The 23431-nt window shown below is 67.9% G+C and carries 23 protein-coding genes; 8 read left to right on the top strand and 15 right to left on the bottom strand.

Annotated elements, in window-relative coordinates:
• A partial coding sequence (locus CG50_RS02950) for an alcohol dehydrogenase catalytic domain-containing protein (RefSeq protein WP_036635011.1) occupies positions 1 to 548 on the bottom strand: 548 nt, incomplete at its 3' end.
• A gap of 335 nt (positions 549 to 883) precedes the next feature.
• Complete coding sequence (locus CG50_RS02945; RefSeq protein ID WP_036635010.1) at positions 884 to 1588, bottom strand: GntR family transcriptional regulator; 705 nt, start codon at positions 1586 to 1588, stop codon at positions 884 to 886.
• 153 nt (positions 1589 to 1741) lie between these two features.
• On the opposite strand from CG50_RS02945, the gene CG50_RS02940 reads away from it, so the two are divergent.
• From CG50_RS02940 to tcuB, 5 genes are read left to right on the top strand one after another with little or no spacing between them, the layout of a single operon-like run.
• Positions 1742 to 2854 (top strand): ABC transporter substrate-binding protein, encoded by a 1113-nt coding sequence (locus CG50_RS02940; protein WP_036635008.1) that lies wholly within the window; start codon positions 1742 to 1744, stop codon positions 2852 to 2854.
• 4 nt (positions 2855 to 2858) lie between these two features.
• The gene (locus CG50_RS02935; RefSeq protein WP_036635006.1) at positions 2859 to 4529 is read left to right on the top strand and encodes an ABC transporter permease; all 1671 of its coding nucleotides are present in this window, start codon (positions 2859 to 2861) and stop codon (positions 4527 to 4529) included.
• Positions 4522 to 5577 (top strand): ABC transporter ATP-binding protein, encoded by a 1056-nt coding sequence (locus CG50_RS02930; RefSeq protein ID WP_036635005.1) that lies wholly within the window; start codon positions 4522 to 4524, stop codon positions 5575 to 5577. Before CG50_RS02935 ends, CG50_RS02930 begins: the two co-directional genes overlap by 8 nt.
• Before the next feature lies 1 nt (position 5578).
• The gene (gene tcuA / locus CG50_RS02925) at positions 5579 to 6985 is read left to right on the top strand and encodes an FAD-dependent tricarballylate dehydrogenase TcuA (protein WP_036635004.1); all 1407 of its coding nucleotides are present in this window, start codon (positions 5579 to 5581) and stop codon (positions 6983 to 6985) included.
• Positions 6972 to 8123: a tricarballylate utilization 4Fe-4S protein TcuB gene (gene tcuB / locus CG50_RS02920; protein WP_081880252.1), complete on the top strand. Its 1152-nt coding sequence runs from the start codon at positions 6972 to 6974 to the stop codon at positions 8121 to 8123. The genes tcuA and tcuB overlap by 14 nt, the downstream gene beginning before the upstream one ends.
• Positions 8124 to 8185: 62 nt before the next feature.
• Here the strand turns inward: tcuB and CG50_RS02915 are convergent, their stop codons facing one another.
• The 4 genes from CG50_RS02915 to CG50_RS02905 all read right to left on the bottom strand — a co-directional run bounded on the left by CG50_RS02915 (position 8186) and on the right by CG50_RS02905 (position 12962).
• On the bottom strand, positions 8186 to 9238 hold the full coding sequence (locus CG50_RS02915; RefSeq protein WP_051909404.1) for a glycosyltransferase: 1053 nt from the start codon (positions 9236 to 9238) through the stop codon (positions 8186 to 8188).
• Positions 9239 to 9267: 29 nt separating this feature from the next.
• Complete coding sequence (locus CG50_RS17005) at positions 9268 to 9432, bottom strand: hypothetical protein (protein WP_161785376.1); 165 nt, start codon at positions 9430 to 9432, stop codon at positions 9268 to 9270.
• Between the two features lie 289 nt (positions 9433 to 9721).
• Positions 9722 to 12283, bottom strand: coding sequence for an ATP-binding protein (locus tag CG50_RS02910; RefSeq protein WP_152559411.1), 2562 nt, complete (start codon positions 12281 to 12283; stop codon positions 9722 to 9724).
• A 139-nt stretch (positions 12284 to 12422) separates the two neighbouring features.
• The gene (locus tag CG50_RS02905) at positions 12423 to 12962 is read right to left on the bottom strand and encodes a molybdopterin-dependent oxidoreductase (protein ID WP_081880251.1); all 540 of its coding nucleotides are present in this window, start codon (positions 12960 to 12962) and stop codon (positions 12423 to 12425) included.
• A 429-nt stretch (positions 12963 to 13391) separates the two neighbouring features.
• Here CG50_RS02905 and CG50_RS02900 point away from each other — a divergent pair, with 429 nt between their 5' ends.
• From CG50_RS02900 to CG50_RS02890, 3 genes are all read left to right on the top strand, one after another.
• Positions 13392 to 14015, top strand: coding sequence for a response regulator transcription factor (locus CG50_RS02900; protein ID WP_036635003.1), 624 nt, complete (start codon positions 13392 to 13394; stop codon positions 14013 to 14015).
• A gap of 222 nt (positions 14016 to 14237) precedes the next feature.
• Positions 14238 to 14699 carry an Lrp/AsnC family transcriptional regulator gene (locus CG50_RS02895; protein WP_036635002.1) on the top strand — a complete coding sequence of 154 codons (462 nt, stop codon included), beginning with the start codon at positions 14238 to 14240 and terminating at the stop codon, positions 14697 to 14699.
• A 124-nt stretch (positions 14700 to 14823) separates the two neighbouring features.
• Positions 14824 to 16044 (top strand): trans-sulfuration enzyme family protein, encoded by a 1221-nt coding sequence (locus CG50_RS02890; protein ID WP_036635000.1) that lies wholly within the window; start codon positions 14824 to 14826, stop codon positions 16042 to 16044.
• An 85-nt stretch (positions 16045 to 16129) separates the two neighbouring features.
• On the opposite strand, the gene CG50_RS02885 is transcribed toward CG50_RS02890, so the two are convergent.
• The 9 genes from CG50_RS02885 to CG50_RS17000 all read right to left on the bottom strand — a co-directional run bounded on the left by CG50_RS02885 (position 16130) and on the right by CG50_RS17000 (position 22933).
• A complete protein-coding gene (locus CG50_RS02885; RefSeq protein WP_036634998.1) occupies positions 16130 to 17023 on the bottom strand; it encodes a homocysteine S-methyltransferase family protein in 894 nt (297 codons plus the stop codon).
• Positions 17020 to 17706 (bottom strand): GntR family transcriptional regulator, encoded by a 687-nt coding sequence (locus tag CG50_RS02880; RefSeq protein ID WP_036634996.1) that lies wholly within the window; start codon positions 17704 to 17706, stop codon positions 17020 to 17022. The genes CG50_RS02885 and CG50_RS02880 overlap by 4 nt, the downstream gene beginning before the upstream one ends.
• Positions 17707 to 17713: 7 nt before the next feature.
• Positions 17714 to 18499, bottom strand: coding sequence for an ABC transporter ATP-binding protein (locus CG50_RS02875; RefSeq protein ID WP_036634993.1), 786 nt, complete (start codon positions 18497 to 18499; stop codon positions 17714 to 17716).
• Positions 18496 to 19185, bottom strand: a complete 690-nt coding sequence (locus CG50_RS02870) for an ABC transporter permease (protein ID WP_036634988.1) — start codon at positions 19183 to 19185, stop codon at positions 18496 to 18498. Before CG50_RS02870 ends, CG50_RS02875 begins: the two co-directional genes overlap by 4 nt.
• 2 nt (positions 19186 to 19187) lie before the next feature.
• Positions 19188 to 19904: an ABC transporter permease gene (locus CG50_RS02865; protein WP_036634986.1), complete on the bottom strand. Its 717-nt coding sequence runs from the start codon at positions 19902 to 19904 to the stop codon at positions 19188 to 19190.
• A 3-nt stretch (positions 19905 to 19907) separates the two neighbouring features.
• Positions 19908 to 20756, bottom strand: coding sequence for an ABC transporter substrate-binding protein (locus CG50_RS02860; RefSeq protein WP_036634984.1), 849 nt, complete (start codon positions 20754 to 20756; stop codon positions 19908 to 19910).
• A 35-nt stretch (positions 20757 to 20791) separates the two neighbouring features.
• Positions 20792 to 21979 (bottom strand): M20 metallopeptidase family protein, encoded by a 1188-nt coding sequence (locus tag CG50_RS02855; protein ID WP_036634982.1) that lies wholly within the window; start codon positions 21977 to 21979, stop codon positions 20792 to 20794.
• 345 nt (positions 21980 to 22324) lie between these two features.
• Positions 22325 to 22531, bottom strand: a complete 207-nt coding sequence (locus tag CG50_RS02850) for a cold-shock protein (RefSeq protein WP_036634981.1) — start codon at positions 22529 to 22531, stop codon at positions 22325 to 22327.
• 237 nt (positions 22532 to 22768) lie between these two features.
• Positions 22769 to 22933, bottom strand: coding sequence for a hypothetical protein (locus tag CG50_RS17000; protein WP_161785375.1), 165 nt, complete (start codon positions 22931 to 22933; stop codon positions 22769 to 22771).
• Positions 22934 to 23431 lie beyond the last annotated feature (498 nt).

The raw sequence follows: 23431 nt of genomic DNA, 5'->3' as shown, positions 1-23431 counted from the left end.
CGCGAGGCGGTGGCGATCACGGTGAGGCCGGGGACCAGCCTTGCCAGCTGGATCGCCATCGACCCGACGCCTCCCGCACCGCCGACGATCAGCAGGGTGCAGGGACCGGGGGCCGCGCCGGGCGTCAGGCCGAGCCGGTCGAACAGCGCCTCCCAGGCGGTGAGCGCGGTGAGCGGCAGAGCGGCCGCCGCGGCAGGGCCAAGCGCTTCTGGGCAGTGTCCGACGATCGCGTGCTCGACAAGGTGGTATTCGCTGTTTGCGCCGGGGCGGGACAGATCGCCCGCATAGAGCACGCGGTCTCCGGGGGCGAAATCGCGCACCTGCGCGCCGGTCGCCACCACCTTGCCCGCCACGTCCCAGCCGAGCACCGCAAAGTGGCCGTCTTCGGTCTTGCGCATCCGGGTGCGGATATCGGCCGGGTTGACCGAAACTGCCTCGACCCGCACCAGAAGGTCGTCAGGGCCAGGCACGGGCACCGGGATCTCGCGCTCGACAAGCGCTTCCTGGTCGTCGGCAGGCAGGGCCTTCCAGATGACGATGGCTTTCATCTCGCGCCTCCGTTGCTGCGGTGGAGGCAGAGATACGGCGGGCCGCAGCGTGCGGGCAGGCGCAGAAAATCGCCAGGGGCCGGGCGAAAATGCCCCGGGGGGGCGAGGCCGGTGGCGGTTCCTGCATGGCGACCAGAGGTTCCGCCCCGATGGCCGGCGCCGTTTCAACCGGGCCCCTCAGGACATGCCCGGTCCGTTGCACCCGGCATGTGGGCTGAACAGGCACCGGCCGGGCTCGCGGCGGACTGCGGTCGGGCCCGGTCGGGTCGCGATGCGCCCGAGGCTCCCCCTGACGACGCCAACTCCGATCCCGATGGCGCCGGCTGCGCGGTTCCTCAGGTCCCGGGCTGCTGCATCTTCAGCCGGGCCGCGAAGGCGCTGCGGATATGGTCGCGCGCGGCCGCCTCGGCGGCATCGGGATCGTGGGCGGCGATCGCGTCGAGAATGCGGCGGTGCTCTGTCGCCGCGGGGACCGGGCGTCCCGGCACGGAGAATGTCGTCGGCCCCAGCAGCGCAAGGAAGTCCTGCAATTCCTCGAGCGGAGAGTGGAAGTAGCGGTTGCGCACGGCGGCGGCGATGGTTTCGTGGAACTGCTTGTTCAGGTTGCGCCACTCGTCGGGGTTTTCGGCAGTCTCGAAGGCGGCCTGCAGGTCGCGCAGATGGGCGATCTCGGCAGGGGTCGCGTTCTGCGCGGCAAAGCGCGAGGCCGTGCCCTCCATGATCTCGCGCATCTGGTAGAGCTCGAAGATTTCGCTCTGGTCCAGCCGGCGCACCATCAGCCCGCGTCCGCCCGAGACCTCGAGCAGTCGCCGTTCCAGAAGCCGGCGCAGCGCATCGCGGACCGGGGTGCGGCTGACATGGAAATGCTCGGCGATCTCTTCTTCGCGCAACCGGTCGCCGGGCTGGAAGATGCCGCTGCGCAGTCCATGGCGCAAGGCAGCGAACACGGCGTCAGACAACCCCGCGCCACGGATGCCGGGCGTGGCCTCCAGGCTGAGCCGTGCGAGGCGGACGGCGACGGGTTCGGTTTGGACGCTCATGCACTCACCCCAAGAATATCAAATACCTGCATAGCGCCGACCGAGCTGAAAGGCCATATGGCGTCTCTTATTGGTTTTTACTGTATACAATGATAAACATAATGGCACGGAAGCTTCGCTTGATTCGACCCAGCTTTCGCGAGGGAGGAAAACATGAGAGATTTCAACACATCGGCCCTTGGCCGATGGCTTGCCTGTGCCTGCCTTGTCGCGGCACCTGTCATTGCCACTGCGGACATCCCCGAGGGCTATCCCGCGGATTACGCCGCGCTGGTGGCGAAGGCCGAGACCGAGGGCTCGGTGGTGGTCTATGCCAACACCGAACATGCCGCGATCGAACCGATCGTCGAGGATTTCCAGAAGGCGTTTCCGAAGATCCGCGTCGATTACATCGAGATCAAGGCTGCCGATCTGTTCAGCCGGGTCAGCAGCGAATCCGCGGCCGGCGCGCTGAAGGCGGACATGGTCTGGTCCTCGGCGATGGATCTGCAATACCAGATGGTGGAGGATGGTATTGCGGCCGAATATGTCTCGCCCGAGAAGGGGGCGGTTCCGGCCTGGTCCAATTTCGGCGACAAGATCTATGGCATCACCTACGAGCCGGTGGTGATGGTCTACAACAGCAAGCTGGTCAGCGCCGAGGAGATGCCCGACACCCGCGCCGGGCTGGCGTCCTGGCTCATCGCGAACAAGCAGCGCATGACCGGCAAGGTCGCGACCTATGATCCGGAGCGCTCGGGCCTCGGGTTCTTCGCGGTCTCGGCCGATGCTGCCAATGGCAATGCGCTGTGGCCGCTGGTCACCGCTTTCGGGGCCGTCGATACCAAGTTCTACACCTCGACCGGAACGATGCTGGAAAAGATCAGCGCCGGCGAACATGCCATCGGCTACAACATCATCGGCCCTTACGCCTATCTGCGGGCCGAACGCGACCCGAACGTGAAGGTCGTGGTGCCGAAGGACTTCACCGTCGTGCTGTCCCGTCTGGCCATCGTGACCGAGAAGGCCCAGCACCCGGCGGCGGCGCGGGTCTTCCTCGACTATCTGCTGTCGCATCGCGGCCAGACGGTGGTGGGCAACCAGGCGCATCTTTTCGCCATCCGCCCCGATGTCGAGGGCTCGGCGACGATCGCCGGGCTGAGCGCGGAATACGGCGACATCCTGAAGCCGGTGAAGATCGGCCCCGAGCTGCTGGATGCGATCCAGCCGATGCAGCGGCTGGCCTTCTTCCGCAAGTGGAACGATGCTCTGAAGGCGGGCAAGTAAGGCCATGCGCAACGAATCCTGGCGCAACGGCGTCGCGCTTCTGACGGCGCTGTTCATTCTCGCCCCTGTCGGACTGATCGTCTGGCAAAGTTTCCTGACCGACGCGTTCTTCAGCCCCAGGGCCGGGGTCACAGGCGCAACCTACGGGTTCGTGCTGGACGATCCCGGCTTCTGGGATGCGCTGCGCAACACCGTTGTGCTTTCGGTCGGCATGGTGGTCATCGCCGTTCCGCTGGGGTCGTTGCTGGCCTTCCTGATGGTGCGCACGGATCTGCCCGGCCGCAAGTGGATCGAGCCGGCGATCTTCCTGCCGCTGTTCATGTCGCCGATGGTTCTCGCCTTCGGCTACATCGTGTCGATCGGCCCCTCGGGGTTCTGGTCGGTCTGGTGGGAGCGCCTTTTCGGCGCTCCTTTCTGGAACGTCTATTCGATGCCGATGCTGATCCTCGTCGTCGGCCTCAGCCATGTGACGCATGTCTATATCTACGTTTCGACTGCGCTGCGCACCGTGCCCTCCGACCTCGAGGAGGCGGCGCGCGTCGCCGGCGGCTCGCCGCTGACGGTCGCGACAAAGATCACCCTGCCGCTGGTCTGGCCCTCGATCGCGGTCAGCGCTGTGCTGGTGGCCTTCCTCGGATTCGAGCTGTTCGGTCTGCCCTATGTCCTCGGCGATCAGGACGGGCGGATGGTTCTTGCGACCTATCTTTACAAGTTCAACACCCTGCTCGGCCGGCCGGCCTATCAGCTGATGGCTGTGGTGGTGATCTTCATCATGCTGATCACCCTGCCGCTGGTGATGTTGCAGCGGCGGATGCTGCGCACGGCGCAGCGCTATTCGACCATCGGCGGCAAGGCGACGCGCGCGCATCTGGTGCCGCTCGGCCGGTGGCGGTGGATCGCCTTCGCGGCGGTGCTGCTGTGGCTTTACGCCGTGGTGCTGCTGCCGCTCTCGGGGGTCATGCTGCGTTCGGTCGTCACCACCTGGGGACCGCTCGTCGCCGTCCGCGACGTGCTGACCTGGGACAATTACGCCAAGCTCGCCGAGATGCCGCTGATCCGGCGTTCCATCGTCAACACGGTGATCCTGGCTTTCGTGGGGGGCTTCGCCTCGCTCTGCGTCTATGCGCTGATCGGGCTTGCCAGCCACCGCTCGCCGCTGAAAACCACCCGGGGTCTCGATTTCCTCGTGCTGCTGCCGCGCGCGATGCCGGGGATCGTCGCGGGTCTCGTGGTGTTCTGGATCTTCCTGTTCGTGCCGGTGCTGAAACCCTTCGTCGCCTCGCTCGCGGCGATGTGGGTGGCCTACACGCTGGTCTGGCTGCCCTTCGGGCTGCGGCTGGTGTCGACCTCCTTCGGACAGGTCGGGCGCGAGCTGGAAGAGGCCGCCCATGTCACCGGCGCCGGCGCCCTGCGCGTCGCGCGCGACGTCACCTTGCCGCTTTCCCGCCACGGCCTGATGGCTGCCTGGCTTCTGGCCTTCCTGCTCTACTCCCGCGAGTATTCGACCGGGATCTTCCTGATGGGGCAGGGCAACGAGGTGATGGGCACCATGCTCGTCAGCCTCTGGAACGGCGGCAACATCGACGTGGCCTCCTCGCTGGCCGTCGTCAACACCCTCGTCATCGGGGGCGGCATCGCGCTTGCCCTTCGCCTTGGAGTACGTCTCGATGCCTGAGCTGATCGTAGAGAACATTCATCTGAAATACGGAACCGCCGAAGTCCTCGGGGGGGCCTCCTTCTCGGTCGAGAAGGGCAAGATTGCGGCGCTGCTCGGGCCGTCGGGATCTGGCAAGACCACGCTGTTGCGCACCATCGCGGGGCTCGAACGGGCCTGCGAGGGCCGGATCCGCGTCTCGGGGCAGGAGGTGCTGAACTGCTCTGCCGGGCTCGATCTTCCGGCGGAGAAACGCGGGCTCGGCTTCGTGTTCCAGTCCTATGCCCTGTGGCCGAACCGGACGGTCTTCGACAACGTCGCCTACGGTCTTCGGCTGCGCAAGGTCGCCGAGACCGAGATCCGGCGCAAGGTCGGCGCGGTATGCGAGGTGCTGGGCCTCGGCCATCTGCAACAGCGCTTCCCCGCGCAGCTCTCGGGCGGCCAGCAGCAGCGCGTCGCCATCGCCCGTTCGCTCGCCTACGACCCGGCGGTGCTGCTGCTCGACGAGCCGCTGTCGAACCTCGACGCCAAGCTGCGCGACGAGGCCCGCGCCTTCCTCAAGGAGCTGATCACCCGCGAGGAGCGCGCAGCGGTCATCGTCACCCATGACCAGATCGAGGCTCTGGCGATCGCCGACACGATCATCCTTCTGAACGGCGGGGTGATCGCGCAGGAGGGCAGCCCCGAAGACCTCTACAATCGGCCGAAGACGCTGTTCACCGCCGATTTCATCGGCAACAACGTCCGGATCTCGGGCAAGGTGGTGACGGCGGGCGACGGGTTCGCGACGCTCGACTGCGACGGGCTGCGCGTTACCGGACGAATGGGGCAGCCGAAGACGGTGGGCGAGGACGGCACGGCGGTGTGCCGCATGGACCGGCTGACGCTGGCCGCTCCGGGCGAGCCCGATGCGGTCGAGATGCACCGCGCCACCTCGATGTTCCTCGGCGAGAAATGGGAGCATGTCTACCGGCTCGGCGGGCACAGCCTGCGCGTGCTGACCGACGGCCCTGTCGCACAGGAAACCTCGCCGATCCGCATCCCGCGGGAAAGCGTCTGGGTGTTCTGACATGGAACGGACCGTGGATTTCAGCCGCCCCTATGACGTCATCGTTGCCGGGGGCGGGAACGCCGCACTTTGTGCCGCCATCGCGGCGCGCCGGTCGGGGGCGAGTGTCGCCATCGTCGAGAAGGCGCCGCGCTTCTACCGCGGCGGCAACACCCGCCACACCCGCAACATGCGCTGCGCCCATGACAGCGCGACCGCGACCCTTTCGGGCCCCTACACCGAGGAGGAATTCTACGACGACCTTCTGCGCGTCACCCAGGGCAACACCACCCCGGCCCTCGCGAAGATGATGATCCGCAAGTCGAAGGACATGCTGACCTGGATCACCGAGCAGGGGGTGCGCTTTCAGCCTTCGCTCGGCGGCACGCTCAGCCTCGGGCGGACCAACTCGTTCTTTCTCGGCGGCGGGCGCTCGATGCTGAACGCGCTTTACCGCACCGCGGCGGGGCTTGGCGTTCACATCGCCTACGAGGCCGAGGTCACCGATCTCGAGATGGACGGCCCCCGCTTCGTCGCGGCCGAGGTCACGACCCCCGCCGGGCGGCAGCGGCTGGCGGGCCGGGCACTGGTCGCGGCATCGGGCGGGTTCGAGGCGAACATCGACTGGCTGAAGGAAGGCTGGGGCGAGATCGCCGAGAACTTCCTGATCCGCGGCACGCCCTACAACCGGGGCTCGTTGCTGCGCACGCTGATCGGCAAGGGCATGAAGCAGATCGGCGACCCGACGCAATGCCATGCCGTCGCCATCGACGCCCGCGCGCCGAAATACGACGGCGGCATCATCACCCGGCTCGACTGCGTGGTTTTCGGCATCGTCGTCAACAACCGCTGCGAGCGGTTCTATGACGAGGGCGAGGATATCTGGCCCAAGCGCTATGCGATCTGGGGCCGGCTGGTGGCGGCGCAGCCCGACCAGATCGCCTATATCGTGTTCGATGCGCGCTCGCTGCAACTCTTCATGCCCTCGCTGTTCCCGCCGGTGACCGGCGCCACGATCGAGGAGCTCGCGGGCAAGCTCGGCCTCGATCCGGTCGCGCTGCGCGCCACGGTCGATGGCTTCAACGCCGCGGTGCAGCCGGGAACCTTCGACGACAAGATCCTCGATGGCTGCCACACCGAGGGGCTGAGCCCGCCCAAGACCAACTGGGCGCGGCCGATCGAGGAGGCGCCGTTCTACGCCTATCCGGTCCGCCCCGGCATCACCTTCACCTATCTCGGCGTCGAGGTGGACGAAGACGCCCGGGTGCAGCTTGCCGGGGGCGGGCGCGCCGAGAACATCTGGGCCGCCGGCGAGATCATGGCCGGCAACGTGCTCGGCCGCGGTTATGCGGCCGGGATCGGAATGACCATCGGCAGCGTCTTCGGGCGCATCGCCGGAGAAGGAGCGGGCAGCCATGCAAAGCGATGAACTCAAGATGCCCGCGGCGGCGATGAGCGCGGCCGAGGCCCGGCAGGCCCATCTCGACGAGGCGGGCCGGCTGATGACGGTGTGCAACTCGTGCCGCTATTGCGAGGGGCTGTGCGCCGTCTTTCCGGCGATGGAGATGCGTCGCGCCTTCGGGTCGGGCGATCTGACCTATCTGGCGAACCTGTGCCACAACTGCGGCGCGTGCAATTCCGATTGCCAGTTCGCCCCGCCGCACGAATTCGCGGTGAACGTGCCGAAGGTGCTGGCCGAGGTCCGCAACGACAGCTACGCGCGCTATGTCTGGCCCGGCTTCATGGCGCCGCTGTTCGCCCGCAACGGGCTGGTGGTGACGCTGATCGCCGCGCTGTCGGTCGCGGCCTTCCTGGTGGGCTTTGCCGCGCTGACCGATCCGGCGGTGCTGTTCGGCGCGCAGTCGGGGCCCGGCGCCTTCTACCGGATCCTGCCGCATAACGCGATGGTGGCGATCTTCGGAGCCGCCTTCCTGTGGTCGGTGCTGGCGGTCGCGATGTCGTGCATCCGCTTCTGGCGCGATATCGGCGAGCCGGGCTCGACGCTGCGCGATCCGCAGGCGCTGGCGGGCGGCGCGCATGATATCGCTACGCTGCGCTATCTCGACGGTGGCGGCATGGGCTGCGCGAACGATGCCGAGGTGCCAGACGACACCCGCCGGATGTATCATCACCTGACCTTCTACGGCTTCGCGCTGTGCTTTGCGGCAACGGTGGTCGGCACGCTCTGGCACTATCTGCTCGGCCGGGATGCGCCCTATCCGTGGTGGGACCTGCCGGTGGTTCTCGGCACGCTCGGGGGCATCGGTATCACCGTCGGGCCGCTCGGCCTGCTGGCGGCGAAGCTGCGCCGCGATCCGCAACTGGGCGACGCGTCGCGCAAGGGCATGGATGTGGCTTTCATCGTGATGCTGCTGCTGACCGGGGTGACGGGGCTTGCACTTCTCGTGCTGCGTGCGACGCCGCTGATGGGGGTGACGCTGGCGCTGCATCTGGGGTTCGTGCTCGGCTTCTTCCTGACCATGCCTTACGGCAAGTTCATGCACGGCATCTTCCGCGGGCTGGCGCTGGTGCGCTACGCGGCCGAGCGCAAGCGGCATCTGAGCTGACCCCCCGCCGCCCTGTCCGTCGCGCGATAGCCACGGCGGACAGGGCGGTTCGGACACGGCTCTCAGGCCGCCCTGAGCGACCGGCGGTCCCCGCCGGTCAGTCGCGACAACAGCCTGTCGTAGGCACGGGCGAATTCCTGCTCGGCCAGCGCGACGGCCGCGCGCGCGGCTTGCCGGCGGGCGGCGGCCTCATGCGGATCGGTTGCGGCCATCGCCTCGATTGCGGCGGTCCAGTTCGCGACAGAGTGCCCCGAACACAGGCTTGCCCCGCAGGCCACGTGATCGGCCAGCCCGTCCACTCCAGATACCAGAACCGAACGCCCGGCCGCCATCGCCTCGAGAGCGACCAGCCCACAGGCCTCGTAGCGCGAGGGCATCAGCACCGCGTCGAACCGTTCGAGCACCGTCGCCGGGTTGTCCGAATAGCCGCTGAACCGGATCCGCGCGTCGCCGCGTGCCAGATCGGCCAGTGTCTCGCGCATCTCGCCGTCGCCCACGAACGTCAGAGTCACGTCGGGGCGCGTCACCGCGCGGAACGCCGGGATCAGCATGTCGAAGCCTTTTTGCGGCACGAACCGTCCGATTGCCGCGAAATGGCGCACCGCCCCCGCGGCCTGCGGCAGCGCCAGGAAGTCTCCGACCCCGGCGCAGGAGCGCAGCAGGCTGACGCGTTCGCGCGGTGCCAGCCCGCGCGTGGCGATCCATTCGGCCTGAGCGGAACTCACGGCGGCGATCTCGTCGAACAACGCATAGACTGCGCGCAGCAGAGAGTGAAACCGCAGCCGGTTCGCCACGTTTCCTGCAACGAACCCTTCGGTATAGCTGTGCTCGACATGGGCGAGGGGCAGGTTCGGATAACGGGCGCGCAGAGCGGTCAGCTGCGGCAGGTTGCGCCAGTTCACCGTGAGATGCGAGACGATGACATCGGCCTCGATCTCCGGCATCTGCGACGTGCCCGGCCGGACCGGCACGATACTGTGACGGGCGTGGCGCGCCAGAGCCGGCGCCTGGCTGAGGAAGGCGAGGCTGCGGGTCACTCCTCCCCAGTTCTCGTCACCGACGAGATGAGCCACGCGCAGCGTCGGAGGTTCGGGGGCAGTCAGGTCGGGGATCATGGCAGGTCTCCTTCGTGAAATCGTGAAAATCAGGCGGTGTGCAGGCGGCCGAGGCGATCCGGCTTGCCGTCGCGACCGCGAGACAGCCGGGCGACGCCCGCCGCCTGCCCCAGACGAAGTGCGCGCCGGGCCCTGCAGGACTGGCCCGGGGCGACAGAGCTTTGCGCGATGCAGCCGGTCCGGGAACGGGTCATGACGGTCTCCGCGGGCTGAGGGGCGGGGGGTCTTGTCCTCGTTCTAGCCTTTCCTGCCCTGTCCCGCGCGGCCGCCCCGGGCGAGTGAGGGGGCGCAGCCGCGCCCCGTCCCTATCCGAACGGAGAGTGGGATCACGCGCACACGCCGCATCCTCGCCGTTTGGGCGCCCGCTCCGGCAGGCTGGCCAGGGCGTGGCCGCGACGACACCACGGTCCCGGGGCCGGGCGATCTGGCGCAATCCCGCGCATTCTGTGGAAGGCGCCGAATGCCCCCGGTGTCGTCGTCGGCTCAGCTCCGGGCGTTCCGGCAGGCCAAGAGGGCCGCCCGCGTCTGTTGCCACAGCGCCGGCAGCTGTGCTGCGGCGTGCTCCAGCGGGGCGGTGTCGCCGCGCTTCGCCGCGGTCTCGATGGCCAGAAGCTGCGCATGAAATGCCCGCGCCCCGAAGGTGCCCGCAGCCCCCGCCGTGCGATGGATCGCGGCAAGGCGGAGCTTGTCGGCCTCAGTCCTGTCGAGACCGGCCCCGAGACTTCCATCGGCCAGAGCGGCGACGGTCTGGTCGGTTTGCGCGATGAAGCTGTCGAGAAGGCGCAGCAACTCCGGCCCGAGGCTGCCGTGACCCTCGGGGCCGAGGTGGTCTTCGTCGAACAGGAGCGGGTCCGCCGCAGCCGGAGCCTCGGGCAAGGTCCGCCTCGCTGTCAGCCGCGCCAGAAGCGCGCGCAGTGCCTCGCGGTCGATGGGTTTCTTCAGAACCTCGGTCATGCCCGCGGCGCGGAAGGCCTCTATCTCCTCGGGAAGCGCATGGGCGGTCACCGCGACGATGGGGGCCGTGTGCGAGGCCCCGTCGCCCTCGCGGATCGCCCGCGCAGCACTGCGCCCGTCCATCACCGGCATCGAGATGTCCATCAAGATCGCGTCGAATGGCCTCAGCGCGGCGCGGTCGACGCCCTCGCGGCCGTTGCTGGCTTCGGTCGCGTCATGCCCCTCGGCTTCGACCATCCGGCGCAGGATCGCGCGGTTGATATCGTTGTCTTCGACGATGAGGATCGAGAGCGGCGCGGCAGGGGGCGAGGGCTGCGCACCGGGCCGGAAGGCCGGGGCGGCGGGCTCCGTTTCAGATCCGGCACCGTCGTCCGGATCGAGCGGCAACCGCAGCCAGAACAGGCTGCCCTCGCCCGGTTCGCTCTCGACGCCGATCTCGCCGCCCATCAGATGCGCCAGACGCCGCGCGATGCCGAGCCCGAGCCCGGTTCCCGGCCGCCGTCCGTAAGAGCTGTCGAGCATCTCGAAATCGGAGAAGATCCGACCGAGGTCGGCGGGCGCGATGCCCTCGCCGGTATCGCTGACCCGGATCTCGACCTCGCGGCGCTGCCCCGGGGCGGTCTCGGGCGGCGTTTCGGGGCCGAGCGCCTCGATCTCGACGGCGACTGTCCCGTCGCGGGTGAACTTGATCGCGTTGTTGACGAAATTCAGCACCACCTGACGGATCTTGTCCGGATCGCCGATCACCGCGTCGAAGGGCGGCCCGACCCGGGTCCAGCCGAGGGCGTTGCCGTTGGCCGCCGCAAGCTGCATCTGGCTTTCCACGATCTCGTCCATCACCTGCGACAGCCGGAAGGCACGCCGCTGCAGCGTCATCTTGCCGGCTTCGAGCTTCGACATGTCGAGCACGTCGTTGACCAGCGAGGACAGAAGCCGCCCCGAGACCTCCATCGCCGAGACATAGCCACGTTGACGCGCATCGAGCGGCGTGTCGAGCAGCAGCGACATGTTCCCCAGCAAACCGTTCAGCGGCGTTCGGATCTCGTGCGACATCACCGCGACGAAATCGGCCTTGGCCTTCTCACCGGCGACGGCGCGGTCATGGGCCTCGATCAGTGCGGCCTCGGCCTTCTTCAGCAGCGAGACGTCGCGGATGAACAGCACGAAGACCTGGCCCTGATCGCCCTCGGCCCGCCGCACGGTGACTTCGGCGGGGAAGGTCCGGCCGTCGCGGCTGCGTCCTTCGAGGTGGATCCGGCCGAGCGCCTCGGGGGCCGGGTCGCGCAAGATCGCGGCGAGAGCCGGTTGCCCGTCCGGGTTGCCGCCCGGCAACAGCGCGGCCAGCAGATCGTGCCCGATCGCTTCCTCTGCGGTGAACCCGAAGATGCGTTCGGCCGCAGGGTTGAACACCAGGATCCGGCCCTCGCGATCGCTCGCGACAATGGCGTCGAACGAGGCTTCGAGGACCAGACGCACCCGTGCCGCGCTCTTCGCCTGCTGCACGCCGCGCCGCTCGCTCAGCCGGTAAAGCCGCAGCAGAAGCACCGCGAGCAGCGAGATCGCGATGAGCATCAGGCCCGTCGTCGCCGCCAGCCGCGCAAGCGTCGCGGTCATCTCCTCGCGCTTGCGGTCGGAGTTCTGCGCGAATTTCGCCAGCCCCATCAGCGACAGGCCGCGCACGGAGGGTGCCATCGCCTCGGCCTCGGCCCCGAGCGGATCGAGCGCCGCCCCGAGCTCTGCATCGGGCAGGTCGATGCGCGCCCCGAGGTGGCCGAGATCGGTCTGGACCTCGGCCAGGGCGGTCGAGAATTCGGCGTCGCGATGCAGGCTCGCGTAGCTGCCGTTACCGCGGAATGTGTCAATCCGGCTGTAGAAGATATCGAAATGCTTGCGCAGACTGGCCAGAGTCTCGGCCGGGACGGTGCCGTCGCGCGCCTGCAGCCGGGCAAGGTCGAGTGCAAGACGAAAGCGCAGGAATTCGGCGTCCACCTGCGAGAGGGTCCATTGCACATTGTCCGAAGCGGCCGTGCGCAATTCGCGCAGCTGTTGCACCACCTCGGCCACCATCATCGCGATGACGCCGATCAACACCGCCAGAACGCTTCCCGCGACGATCGCTCGGGCGCGGTCGCGCCGGCCCGGCTTGTCCGCGTCAGCCCCGGAACCGCCGTCCCGGCGATCCGTGCCAGGGCCGGGTGGGGCCGGGAGGGGGGCGCGCGCGATGTTCACATCAGGGCCTGACGTCGATCCGATCCAGTTGCCAGATACTGCGAGTATAGATCACTTCGGTCCGGTAGGCGGAATTTGAATCGTAGGGATAGACGATCCACAGCGGGCCCTTGTCGCGCAGGGTCATGGGCTTGCCGTTGCGCAGATAGGCGATGACGGGGCCGTTGCGAGGCCAGGTCTCGACCGGGATCTGCACGGCGTAATCGTTCGCAGCGGTCGCCTGCAGGGTCCGGCCGGTCATTCCCGCGGCGGCAAGCACCGCACCGAGCGGCACGCCGGTGAAGGTCTGTGGCCCCTCGGTCCAGATCGTGGAGGTGGTGAAGCTGACCTGCGGCAATGCGCTCAGCGCCGCCATATCGAACGCGACAACGGCGGGCGTGCCGTCGCGAAGGCCGCTGACCGTCAGCAGGGCATGGGCGTCCGGAACACTTTGCGGCGCAGCTTCGGCCGGACCGGTCTCGGCGCGCGCGGTCAGTGCCGGCAGGACGGCGGCGAGGCCGCTCAGCAGTGCGGCGAAGCCGCCGGATCGGAGGCGGGACATGGCGCGTTCCTTCGTTTCGGGGCAAGGCGGGGCTTCGGCCCGGGGGATCTGACTTACTCTAGCACCGGGCCGCGTTCGCAGGACCGGGCGAAAGCACAGGCGGACCTGTCCGAACGGATAGGGTCTTCGCAGGCGCCGCGCCTGATCCGGGTGACATTTGCCGCGATGCGGATCCCCCTTGCGGTCCGGGTGCGCCCGAAGCGCCGCAAAACGTGGCCGAATCCGCTGACCGGAACGTTAATTCACCCGAAAGGACGGTGTCCGGCCCGTTTGACAGACGCCAGACCGGAAATCTTCATGTAATCTTGAAGGGTTCGGAGCAGATCATTTTGTCTGCCGACTCACCGGGCAGCTGTATTTTCAGGGAAGGTCGGGCCCATGACGTCAGACGCATGCCATGATATGCGCCCGGAAAATTCCGGGCCCCGGATGCACGGGCTACGGCTGCTGATCGCCGACGATCACGAGCTGGTGCGCGACGCCATCGCGCTGTTCCTGCGCTCCGAGGGAGGGATCGAGACCGTGACGGTCGGGGATCTGCCCTCGGCGGTGCAGGCGATCGAGACGCAGGGGCCGTTCGATCTGGTGCTTCTTGACGTGATGATGCCGGGGATGAACGGGATCGACAGCCTGCGCGAGGTTCTGGCGATGGCGGGCGGACAGCGTGTGGCGCTGATCTCCGGCTCTGCCTCGGCCGAGATTGCCGAGCAGGCGCTGGCGCTCGGGGCGTCGGGGTATCTGCCGAAGACGCTGAGCGCGAAGTCGCTGGCGAATGCCGTCCGGTTCATGGCGATGGGAGAGCAGTATGCCCCCCTCGCGTTCCTGCGCAATGCCCGGCCCGAGACCCCCCATCCGCTGGCTCAGCGTTTGTCGCGGCGCGAACTCGATGTGTTGCAGGGGCTGACCGGCGGCAAGGCCAACAAAGAAATCGCCCGCGATCTGGGGATTACCGAGCCCACGGTGAAGCTGCACATGAAGACGCTTTATCGCAAGATCGGGGCGCATAACCGCACCCAGGCGGCGATCATCGCGAAGGAAGAGGGCCTGTTCTGAGCCGGGCTGTTCGTTCGGACAGGCGGGGCTGCGCGCCGCCAGGACGTCGGCGATGGCACGCGCCAGGGGCGGGCCGATCGCTCCGCCTCTGACCCGCTGGTGCAGGGGCCGACGTCGTTGGCGGCGGGATTGCCGCGCGGTTTGGCTCGTCGGTCCGTGCCGGGCATTGCGGCGCTGGCGATGTTGCGACATGAAGGCGAGGAACCGGAGCCGACACGACCCATGGACGATTTCGACCGCCGCATCCTCGCCATCGTGCAGCGCGACTGCACCCGCAAGGCCGAGACCATCGCCGAGGACGTCGGACTGTCCGCCTCTGCCGTGCAGCGCCGGCTGCGCGCGCTGCGGCTGTCGGGCGCGATCCGGGCCGAGGTCGCCGTGGTCGATCCCGCCGCCGTCGGTCAGGCGATGACCTTCATCGCCGGGCTGGAAATCGAGCGCGAGAATTACGACGTGCTCGAACGGCTGCGGATCTGGGCGGCCGGGCACGACCGGATCCAGCAATTGTATTACGTCACCGGCGCGGTCGACATGGTGGCGGTGATCCTTGCCCGCGACGTCGCCGACTACGACGACTTCACCGCGAGGCTGATGCACGAGAACCCGCTGATCCGGCGCATCACCACCAATGTCGTGCTGCGCCCGCTGAAGACCGGGGTTTACGTCCCGCCTGAAGCAGAGTGACGAGATCCGGGCGTTCATCGCCGTTTCGCGCGGCCTGACCGCGTCCTTCGCCCGTTCTGCGCCGCCCGTGGGCGCGCGGGTGCGGTATCCTCGCGGCAAGCACCACAGCTGCCCGAGAGAGACCATGACCCGGATTGTCCTGCCCCCCGACGCCCGCCCCGAGACCCTCGCCCTCGATGCCGGCCTCGACATCGCGCCCGAGACCCGCGAGGTCCAGCCCACGGTCTCGATGTCGGTGAACAACATGGTCACGCCGGGCGAGGGCGCGTTCTCGGCCTCGGGGCTCGAGGACATCGCGGCCGAGCCCTATACCTATGCGCGCTGGCTCAACCCCACGGTGCGCAGCCTCGAGATGCGCATGGCCGCCCTCGAAGGCGCCGAGGATGCGCTTGCCTCGGCGACCGGCGTGGCGGCGATCGCGGCGGTATTTCTGACTTTCCTGAAATCCGGGGATCATCTGATCGTCAGCGATGTGACCTATGCCGGGGCGGCGGAACTCGCGCGCTCGATCCTGCCCGATTTCGGCATCGAGGTGACGCCGGTCAATCTCTCCCGCCCCGAGGAGCTGCGCGCCGCGCTGCGTCCGAATACCCGGCTGGTGCATTGCGAAAGCCCGTGCAACCCGCTGTTGCGGCTGACCGATCTGGCCGAGGTGGCGCGCATCGCCCATGCGGCGGGCGCCCTCGTCTCGGTCGACAGCACGCTTGCCACCCCGGTCGCCACCCGCCCGCTCGGGCTCGGCGTCGATCTGGTGGTGCATTCGATGACCAAGTTCATCAACGGCCATGGCGATGCGCTCGGCGGTGTCACCTGCGGCCGGCGCGCGCTGATCGCGAAGATGCGCGGCCGGGCGGGCGTCTATCTCGGCGCGGCGCTGTCGGCGGGCAATGCCTGGCTGATCCTGCGCGGCATCGACACGCTGTTCCCCCGGATGCGGCAGATATCGGAGTCGGCCCAGAAGATCGCGGCGTTTCTCGAAAGCCATCCTGCGGTGCTGTCGGCGGTCTATCCGGGGTTGCCGTCTTATCCGCAATATGCGCTGGCATTGCGGCAAATGGATATCCCGGGCGGCATGATCGGGTTCCGCACCCGCGATCCGCAAGCGATGGCACGGCAACTGTCGGAGCGGCTGAAGGTGGCGCATTACGCCTTTTCGCTCGGCCATCAGCGCAGCATCGTCACGCTGCTCGACACCGAGGAGATGATCGGCGGCACTTACAGGCTGACCGGCGCGGCCGAGGAAGATTACCGTGCCTATGCGGGCGACGGGATCTTCCGGCTTTCCGTCGGGCTGGAGGCGGTCGAGGATCTGATCGCTGACCTCGATCAGGCGCTGCGCGGCTGAGCCGGCGCCCAGCCCTGACAGGAAAAAGCCGCGCGGGGACGCTTCCCCCGCGCGGCTTTGCCGTTTTCGACTGGCCTGCGACGGATCAGCCGTGTTTCAGATGGTCCGCCAGATGGTGGATATGCTCGGTGCCGATACCGCAGCAACCGCCGATCACGCTCGCGCCGCGCGCGGTCCAGTTTTCGGCCCAACCGCAGTAATGCGGCGGATCGAGGTCGGCGCGGATCGTCGAGACGGTCTCGTTCGCCGCCCCGTCCTCGTCCTGCGAATTGGCGAAGGCATTGGCGTAGACCCCGAGGCGCAGCCCCGGTGCCGCGGCGCGCGCCGCATCGAGCGCCGCACCCATCACCTCGGGACGCGAGCAGTTGAACAGCATCGTCTCGGCACCGAGATCGACCGCGAGGCGCGCCGCATCGCGCACGCTCTGCCCGGAACGAAGCTGCGGCTCGCGGTCTTCGGCGCCGTCCTCGTCATGCAAGGTGAACGAGATCCACAGCGGCTTGCCGGTGCCCGCGACCGCCTGAGCGGCGGCGCGCGCCTCTTCGAGGCTGCTTTGCGTCTCGGCGAGCCACAGATCGACGTAAGGCGACAGGCCCGTCACCAGAACCGAGAGATATTCCTGCGCCTTGACCGGCTCGAACAGCTCCGGCTGGTAGGAACCGAACACCGGCGGCAGCGAGCCCGCGACGCGCACGCCCGGCGCCGTATCGGCCGCCGCCCGCGCCACCCGGCCTGCCAGATCGGCAAGCCGCGGCCCGTCGGTGCGGAAGCGCTCCTCGCCGATGTGGAACGGCACGAGGGCATAGGAATTGGTGGTGATGACCTGCGCGCCGGCGCGGATATAGCCCTCGTGGACGCGCTGGACGGTCTCGGGCGCCTCGATCAGCGCGAGCGCCGACCATTCGGGCTGCCGGAACGGCGCGCCGCTGCGTTCGAGTTCGCGGCCCATGCCGCCGTCGAGAAGAGTGATTTCGGTCATGTGTCCTCCGGATGCGTCAGGCCGTCCTGCGCGAGGGAATGAAACCCCGCGAGATCCTGAGCGATGGAATAGTCGATATGGTCGCGCACGGCGCGCTCGGCCGCCTCGGGCGTGCCGGTCATCAGCGCGTCGAACAGCGGGCGGTGCTCGGCGACCAGCGGGTTGCGGCACGGCCAGTGGCTTTCCGACCAGCGATAGAGCCACTCCATCTTGTCGGCGAGCTGCCCGTGCCGGCGGATCAGCAGCCGGTGCCCGGTCTGGCGCACGAAACTCGCATGGAACCCCAGATCGGCCGCGACGCGCGTGTCGCTGTCGCCGCCTTCGGCCGCATCGAGATCGGCGAAGGCCGCCTCGACCGCCGCGGTGCCCAGGCTTTCGCGCCCCGTCGCCAGAAGCCGCGCGGCGAGCTCTTCATAGGCAGAGCGCAGGGTATAGATTTCACGGATCGTCTGCGCATCGAGGACTGCCACCCGCCAGCTCGAATAGGGCGTGCGGGTCACCAGCTCCTGCGCTTCGAGCGCGAACAGCGCCGAGCGCACCGTGCCGCGTCCCGTTCCGATGCGCTCGGTGAGCGCCTGTTCGGTCAGCACCTCGCCCGGGGCGAAATCGCCCCGCACAACGGCGCTGCGCAGCCAGTCGGCGGCCTGATCCTGAAGGCTCTTTCGTTCGATCGGCTGGCGCATGGGCGGGCTATCCCTGACGGTTGCGGTCGAAATGGCTGGCGAGGAAGGCGCGGGCACGCTCGGATTTCGGGGCGCCGAACACCTCGGCGGGGGTGCCGTCCTCCTCGATATGGCCCTGATGCAGGAACACCACCCGCGACGAGACCTCGCGCGCGAAGCCCATCTCATGGGTGACGATCAGCATGGTGCGGCCTTCCTCGGCGAGCGAGCGGATCACCTTCAGCACCTCGCCCACCAGCTCGGGATCGAGGGCCGAGGTCGGCTCGTCGAACAGGATGGCGCGGGGGTGCTGCGCGAGGGCGCGCGCGATCGCCACGCGCTGCTGCTGGCCGCCCGACAGATGCGCCGGATAGGCATCGCGTTTCGCCGCCAGACCGACCTTGTCCAGAAGCGCCATCGCCTCGTCCACCGCCTCGGAGCGCGCGCGGCCCTGAACGAACAGCGGCGCCTCGATCACGTTCTCCAGCACAGTGCGATGCGGCCAGAGGTTGAAGTTCTGGAACACGAAACCGAGCTGGCAGCGCATCCGGCGCACCGTCGCCTCCTCGGCGCGGGTCAGCCGCCCGCCCCGCGGCGAGACCCGGTCCTCGCCCACGCCGACGGTGCCGGCGTCGGGGATTTCCAGCATCGGGATGCAGCGCAGCAGCGTGCTCTTGCCCGAGCCCGAGGCGCCGATCATCGAGATCACATCGCCATCGCTCGCCGCGAGGTCGATGCCCCTGAGAACCTCGTTCGCGCCGAAACTCTTGCGCAGGCCCGCGATCGACAGGACGGTCTTGGAGGTATCGGTCATCGGTTGGTCCTTTGGAATTGCCACGGCGAGAGCCGGCGTTCGATCCAGACGCTGAGCTGGGTGACGATCAGCGACAGCGCGAGGTAGATCGCCGCCGCGCTGAGCAGGATCTCGACGGCGCGCCAGGTCTCGGAAATCGCGGCGCGGGCGATGCCGGTCATGTCCATCAGGGTGATGGTCGAGACGAGCGCCGTCGCCTTGAGCATGGAGATCACTTCGCTCGAATAGGCGGGCAGCGCCTGACGGATCGCCAGGGGCAGCGTGATGCGGCGCAGGATGGTGAAGCGCGACATGCCCGACACCCGCCCCGCCTCGACCGCGCCGCGCGGCACGGCGCGCAGACCGCCGCGCAGGATCTCCGAGGTATAGGCGGCATCGTTCAGCACCAGCGCCAGAAGTCCGCACCAATAGGGTTCGCGCAGGAACGGCCACAGCACGCTGTGCCGGATGAAGCCGAAGCCCGCGAGACCGAAATAGATCATGAAGATCTGGATGAGCAGCGGCGTGCCGCGGAACACGAAGACATAGGCCGAGGCCACCTTGTCGCCCACCCGCGTCGTGCGCAGCAGATTGAGCCCGAGCGCGAGGATCGCGCCGCCCAGCAGCGACAGCCCCCACAGGTTCAGCGTCAGCGGCAGACCGCCGAGGATGCGCAGGAACATCGTGCCGATGAAAGACAGATCCATGCTCACATCCCCCCCTGCTGATGGCCGCGCAGGCTGTGGCGCTCGGCCAGGCGGAACAGCTGATCGGAGAGCGTGGTGATCGCCAGATAGATCGCGGCCCCGGCAGCGTAGAACAGGAAATGCTCCTGCGTGGTGCCCGCCGCGACCGAGACCTGACGCATCGTCTCGACCAGCCCGGTGACCGAGACCAGCGCCGATTCCTTGATGACCGACTGCCACTGATTGCCCAGCCCCGGCAGCGCGGTGACCAGCGCCTGCGGCGCGATCACCCGGCGGAACAGGGTGAAGCGGCTCATGCCGACGACGCGGCCGGCCTCGATCGTGCCCTTGGGCACCGCCTGCCAGGCGCCGCGCAGCACCTCGGCCTGATTGGCGCCCGAGATCAGCCCGATGGCCAGCATCCCCGCCATGAAGCCCGAGATGTCGAACGGCCCGGGAAAGCCGAGCGCGGTTCCGACGGCCGTCACCACCTGACGGCCGCCGAAATAGAACAGGTAGATGACGAGGATCTCGGGCACGCCGCGCATCACCGCGGTGTAGCCATGGGCGAGCGCACGCGCCATGCCGCCGCCCGAGACCCGGCCCCAGGCGATCAGCGTGCCGAGCGCCAGCCCGACGACGAATGCCGCGACGGAGACCGCCAGTGTCATCAGCCCGGCCTGCACCAGCACCTTGCCCCAACCGTCGGGCCCGAAGCCCAGAAGCGCGAGATCCTCCATCCGTCAGAGCTTCGGCGTGACGTTCATCTCGAACCACTTCATCGACAGCGCTTCCAGCGTGCCATCGTCCGACATGGATTTCAGCGCGGCGCTCATCTTGTCGGCGAGCTCCTTGTTGCCCTTCTGCACGACGATGCCGACGCCCGCGCCCATGATGCCGCCCTTGAACGAGGCGCCCGTCGCCTCGGCGGTGTCCTTGTTCTTCTTCAGGAAGGCCGAGATGTTGGTGATCGAGGACATCGCCGCGTCGAGGCGGCCGTTCATCAGATCCTGATAGACGTCGGGGCCGTTCGGATAGGTACGGATCGTCACGCCGCGCGGCGCGAGATAGGTGTTCAGGAAATCCGACTGGATGGTCGAGACCTGGACGCCCACGGTCTTGCCCTTCAGGGCTTCGGCGATGGCGGAGACGCTCGCCTCGGTCGCGGCGGCATCGCCGAGATCGACCGCCGTGCCGGTGCCCGGCAGGGTCAGACCGCTGTCCTTCGCCACCGCGAAAGTCGAGCCGCCCGTGGTGTAGGGCGCCGAGAAGTCGACGACCTCAAGGCGCTTCGCGGTGATCGTCACCGCATCGACCGCGCCGTCGAACTTGCCGTCCGCCACGCCCTGGATCATGCCGTCCCAGGCCTGCGCCTTCAGCTCGTAGTCGAAACCGGCGCGCTTGGCGACTTCGGCCAGAAGATCGGGTTCGAAGCCATAGAGCGTGCCGTCGGGCTTCGTCATGTTGAAGGGCGGGAAGGCGCCTTCGGTGACGAACACGAGCTTCTTGCCCTCGGCCAGCACCGGGCCGGCGGACAGCAGGGCGGCGGCGGCGATACCGGCGCGCAGGAAGGTGCTGCGGGTGATGGTCATGGTGTTCCTCGCGGTTTGGGTCCGGGACATCCGGATCAGGACAGGAATTCGACGGCCATGCGGGTCAGCGCGATGGCGCTTTGCGCGATGCAGGCCTCGTCGGGCTGATAGTCCGAGTTGTGAACCCGGTCGTCGCGCCCGGGCTGGCCCGAACCGACGAAGATCTGCACCGAGGGCAGGATCTCGGAGAAATACGAGAAATCCTCCGCCCCGAAAGAGGTGCCCGGACGCACGGTGACCGGCTTGTCGAACTGGGCGCTCAGCGCCTCGGCGGTGCGTTCGATCATATGCGCGTCGTTCAGCAGCGCCGGGGCGCCGCGGACATATTCGACCTCGGCGCGCAGGTTCAGCGCCGCCGCGCCGTTCTCGCAGATGCGGCGGAACGAGGCCTCGGCCAGATCGCGCGACTTCGGCGAGCGGCAGCGCACCGTGCCTTCGAACATGCAGCTGTCGGGGATGATGTTCTGCGTCGCGCCGCCGGCGATATGGCCGATGGTCAGCACCGCCGACAGCGCCGGATCCATCTCGCGCGAGATTACGGTCTGCAGCTGGGTGATGATATGCGCCGCGCCGACGATCGGGTCGATCGCCGCATGGGGCCGGGCCGCATGGCCGGACTTGCCGTGCAGCACGACGCGGAATTCGTCGCTCGACGCCGTGCTTGCGCCGGTGTTCAGCACGATCTCGCCCGCCGGGGTCTCGGGGCGGTTGTGGAAGGCGATGGCCATGTCGGCCCCTTCGGCCGCGCCGTCGGCGACCATCGCCGCCGCGCCGCTTTCCTGGGTTTCCTCGGCCGGCTGGAACACCAGCCGCACCGTGCCGGCGAGCTGCGGCGCCAGCGCGACCAGCGCCTCGGCCGCGCCCAGAAGTGCCGAGGTGTGCAGATCGTGACCGCACGCGTGCATCCGCCCCGGCACCGTCGAGGCGAAGGGCAGACCGGTTTCCTCGTGGATCGGCAGCGCATCCATGTCGGCGCGCAGGATCAGGCACGGGCCCGGACGGCTGCCCCTGATCTCGGCGACGACGCCGGTCCGGCCGACGCCGGTCTTCGGGGTCAGGCCGATGCGGCGCAGTTCCCCGGTGACGATGCCGGCGGTGCGCACCGTGTCGAAGCCGATCTCGGGATGGGCGTGGATGTCACGCCTCAGCGCGATCAGCGCGGGTTCGATCCCGCGCACAAGGCGGTCGATCTCGGTCCCCGGATCATTGGCCTGTTGCGACATGATGGTCTCCGATTGCTTCGCGGGCGCAGGGGATGCGCACCCCCCGTATGCCTCTAGAAGTTCACGGATTTGTCAAGGATCGACAATCGGTTTTACGGCACATTCGGAACCGTGAACCTGTATCGCCCGCCTCCGGCGACAGCTTTCATCTCTTTGGACGGCGCGCACGGGACGCGGCCGGGAAGGCCGGATCCGCGGTGGGGCTGCCTTGTGCGGGATTGGGGCGGGGCGGTTTGCACCGGGGGGCGTTTCGCGACGGAAACAGCGGATCCCCGGGGTGAGGCGGCCCTCGGCGCCGTGCGATCCGGCCATCGCGGCCGGATCAGGGACCGATCAGGGATCAGGTCAGGCGAGCTTCAGGTCGCTGGCCGACTCGCGACCGTCACGGCCGCTCTCGACTTCGTAGGTGACGGCCTGCCCGTCTGCGAGCTGCGCGATCCCCGCGCGCTCAAGTGCGGAGATGTGGACGAAGATGTCCCGTCCGCCATTCTGCGGCTGGATGAAGCCGAAACCCTTGGTGGGGTTGAACCATTTCACGGTGCCATTGGCCATCGTGATATCTCCTGCAATGAATGCCACCCGCGGTACGCGGCGGCCCGGCTCAGTCAATTCAAAAAGGCAGACTGAAGCCGATAAGGGAGACAGGTGCAGTTGGGAACAACGTAGCTCAACCACGCTATACGATTTCTTTGCATATGACAAAGCAAAAGCGCCGTCCCCCGGTTCGGGCGGGGGCGGCCGGTTGTCGCTATGGGCTGTCGCCGGAGGCGCGTCGCGGCGCCCGGAGCTTCAGTGCGTCTTGCGATCGAAGCGCGACCAGGGCCTGCGCAGCTCGGCCCCTTCAGGGGCATAGGAAATATCGAAGATCGACTTCCGTTCGCCGCCTTGCGGCTTTTTCGAGGTAGCCTGCGCGGTGCGTGCGGGGGTCAGCTTTTTCGGTTCGGGGGCTTTCATGCTTTCGGCATCCTTTCGATAACGCGGTCAATCGGGGTCTGATGACACGTCGCAAGGACGGATGGCGCCGTCGCGATCAGCCCTTCGGCCTGCAGGTCCGCTCCGGCGGAGGGGACACACCTGCGCGGTCCATCCGGCTGGCGCCACGACGCCCGCCAAGATCGGTCGCCGACCCCGGGATGAACACTGCAGATCTTTCACATATGGGGGCGCCGCGCGGAATTGCGAGCCCCCGGAACAGCCGCGCTGCACAAAACCTGCAGCGAATCGGCAAAGGGGGACTGTTCCGGGGGTGTCGCCTGCTGCATTGCGAGACATAATCTTCTGTCCTGCGAAGGGGTTGCGGGGTCGCGGGCAGAGGAACAGTTTTATTGTCCTCGCAATTTGCGGCAAAAGCCGCTATATAGGTCTCGCATCTCTTCTTCTCGGACCCTGTTCCTTCCGGCTCAGCTACGATCTTGAGCTTTGCCAGCCCCCGCATTCTGCGGAGCGGCATAA

Origin of the sequence: Paenirhodobacter enshiensis, assembly GCF_000740785.1 — a bacterium.
Taxonomy (GTDB): Bacteria; Pseudomonadota; Alphaproteobacteria; order Rhodobacterales; family Rhodobacteraceae; genus Rhodobacter; species Rhodobacter enshiensis.
Note: the sequence above shows the minus strand (reverse complement) of the source record. Positions and strands in the feature narration are given on the sequence as shown.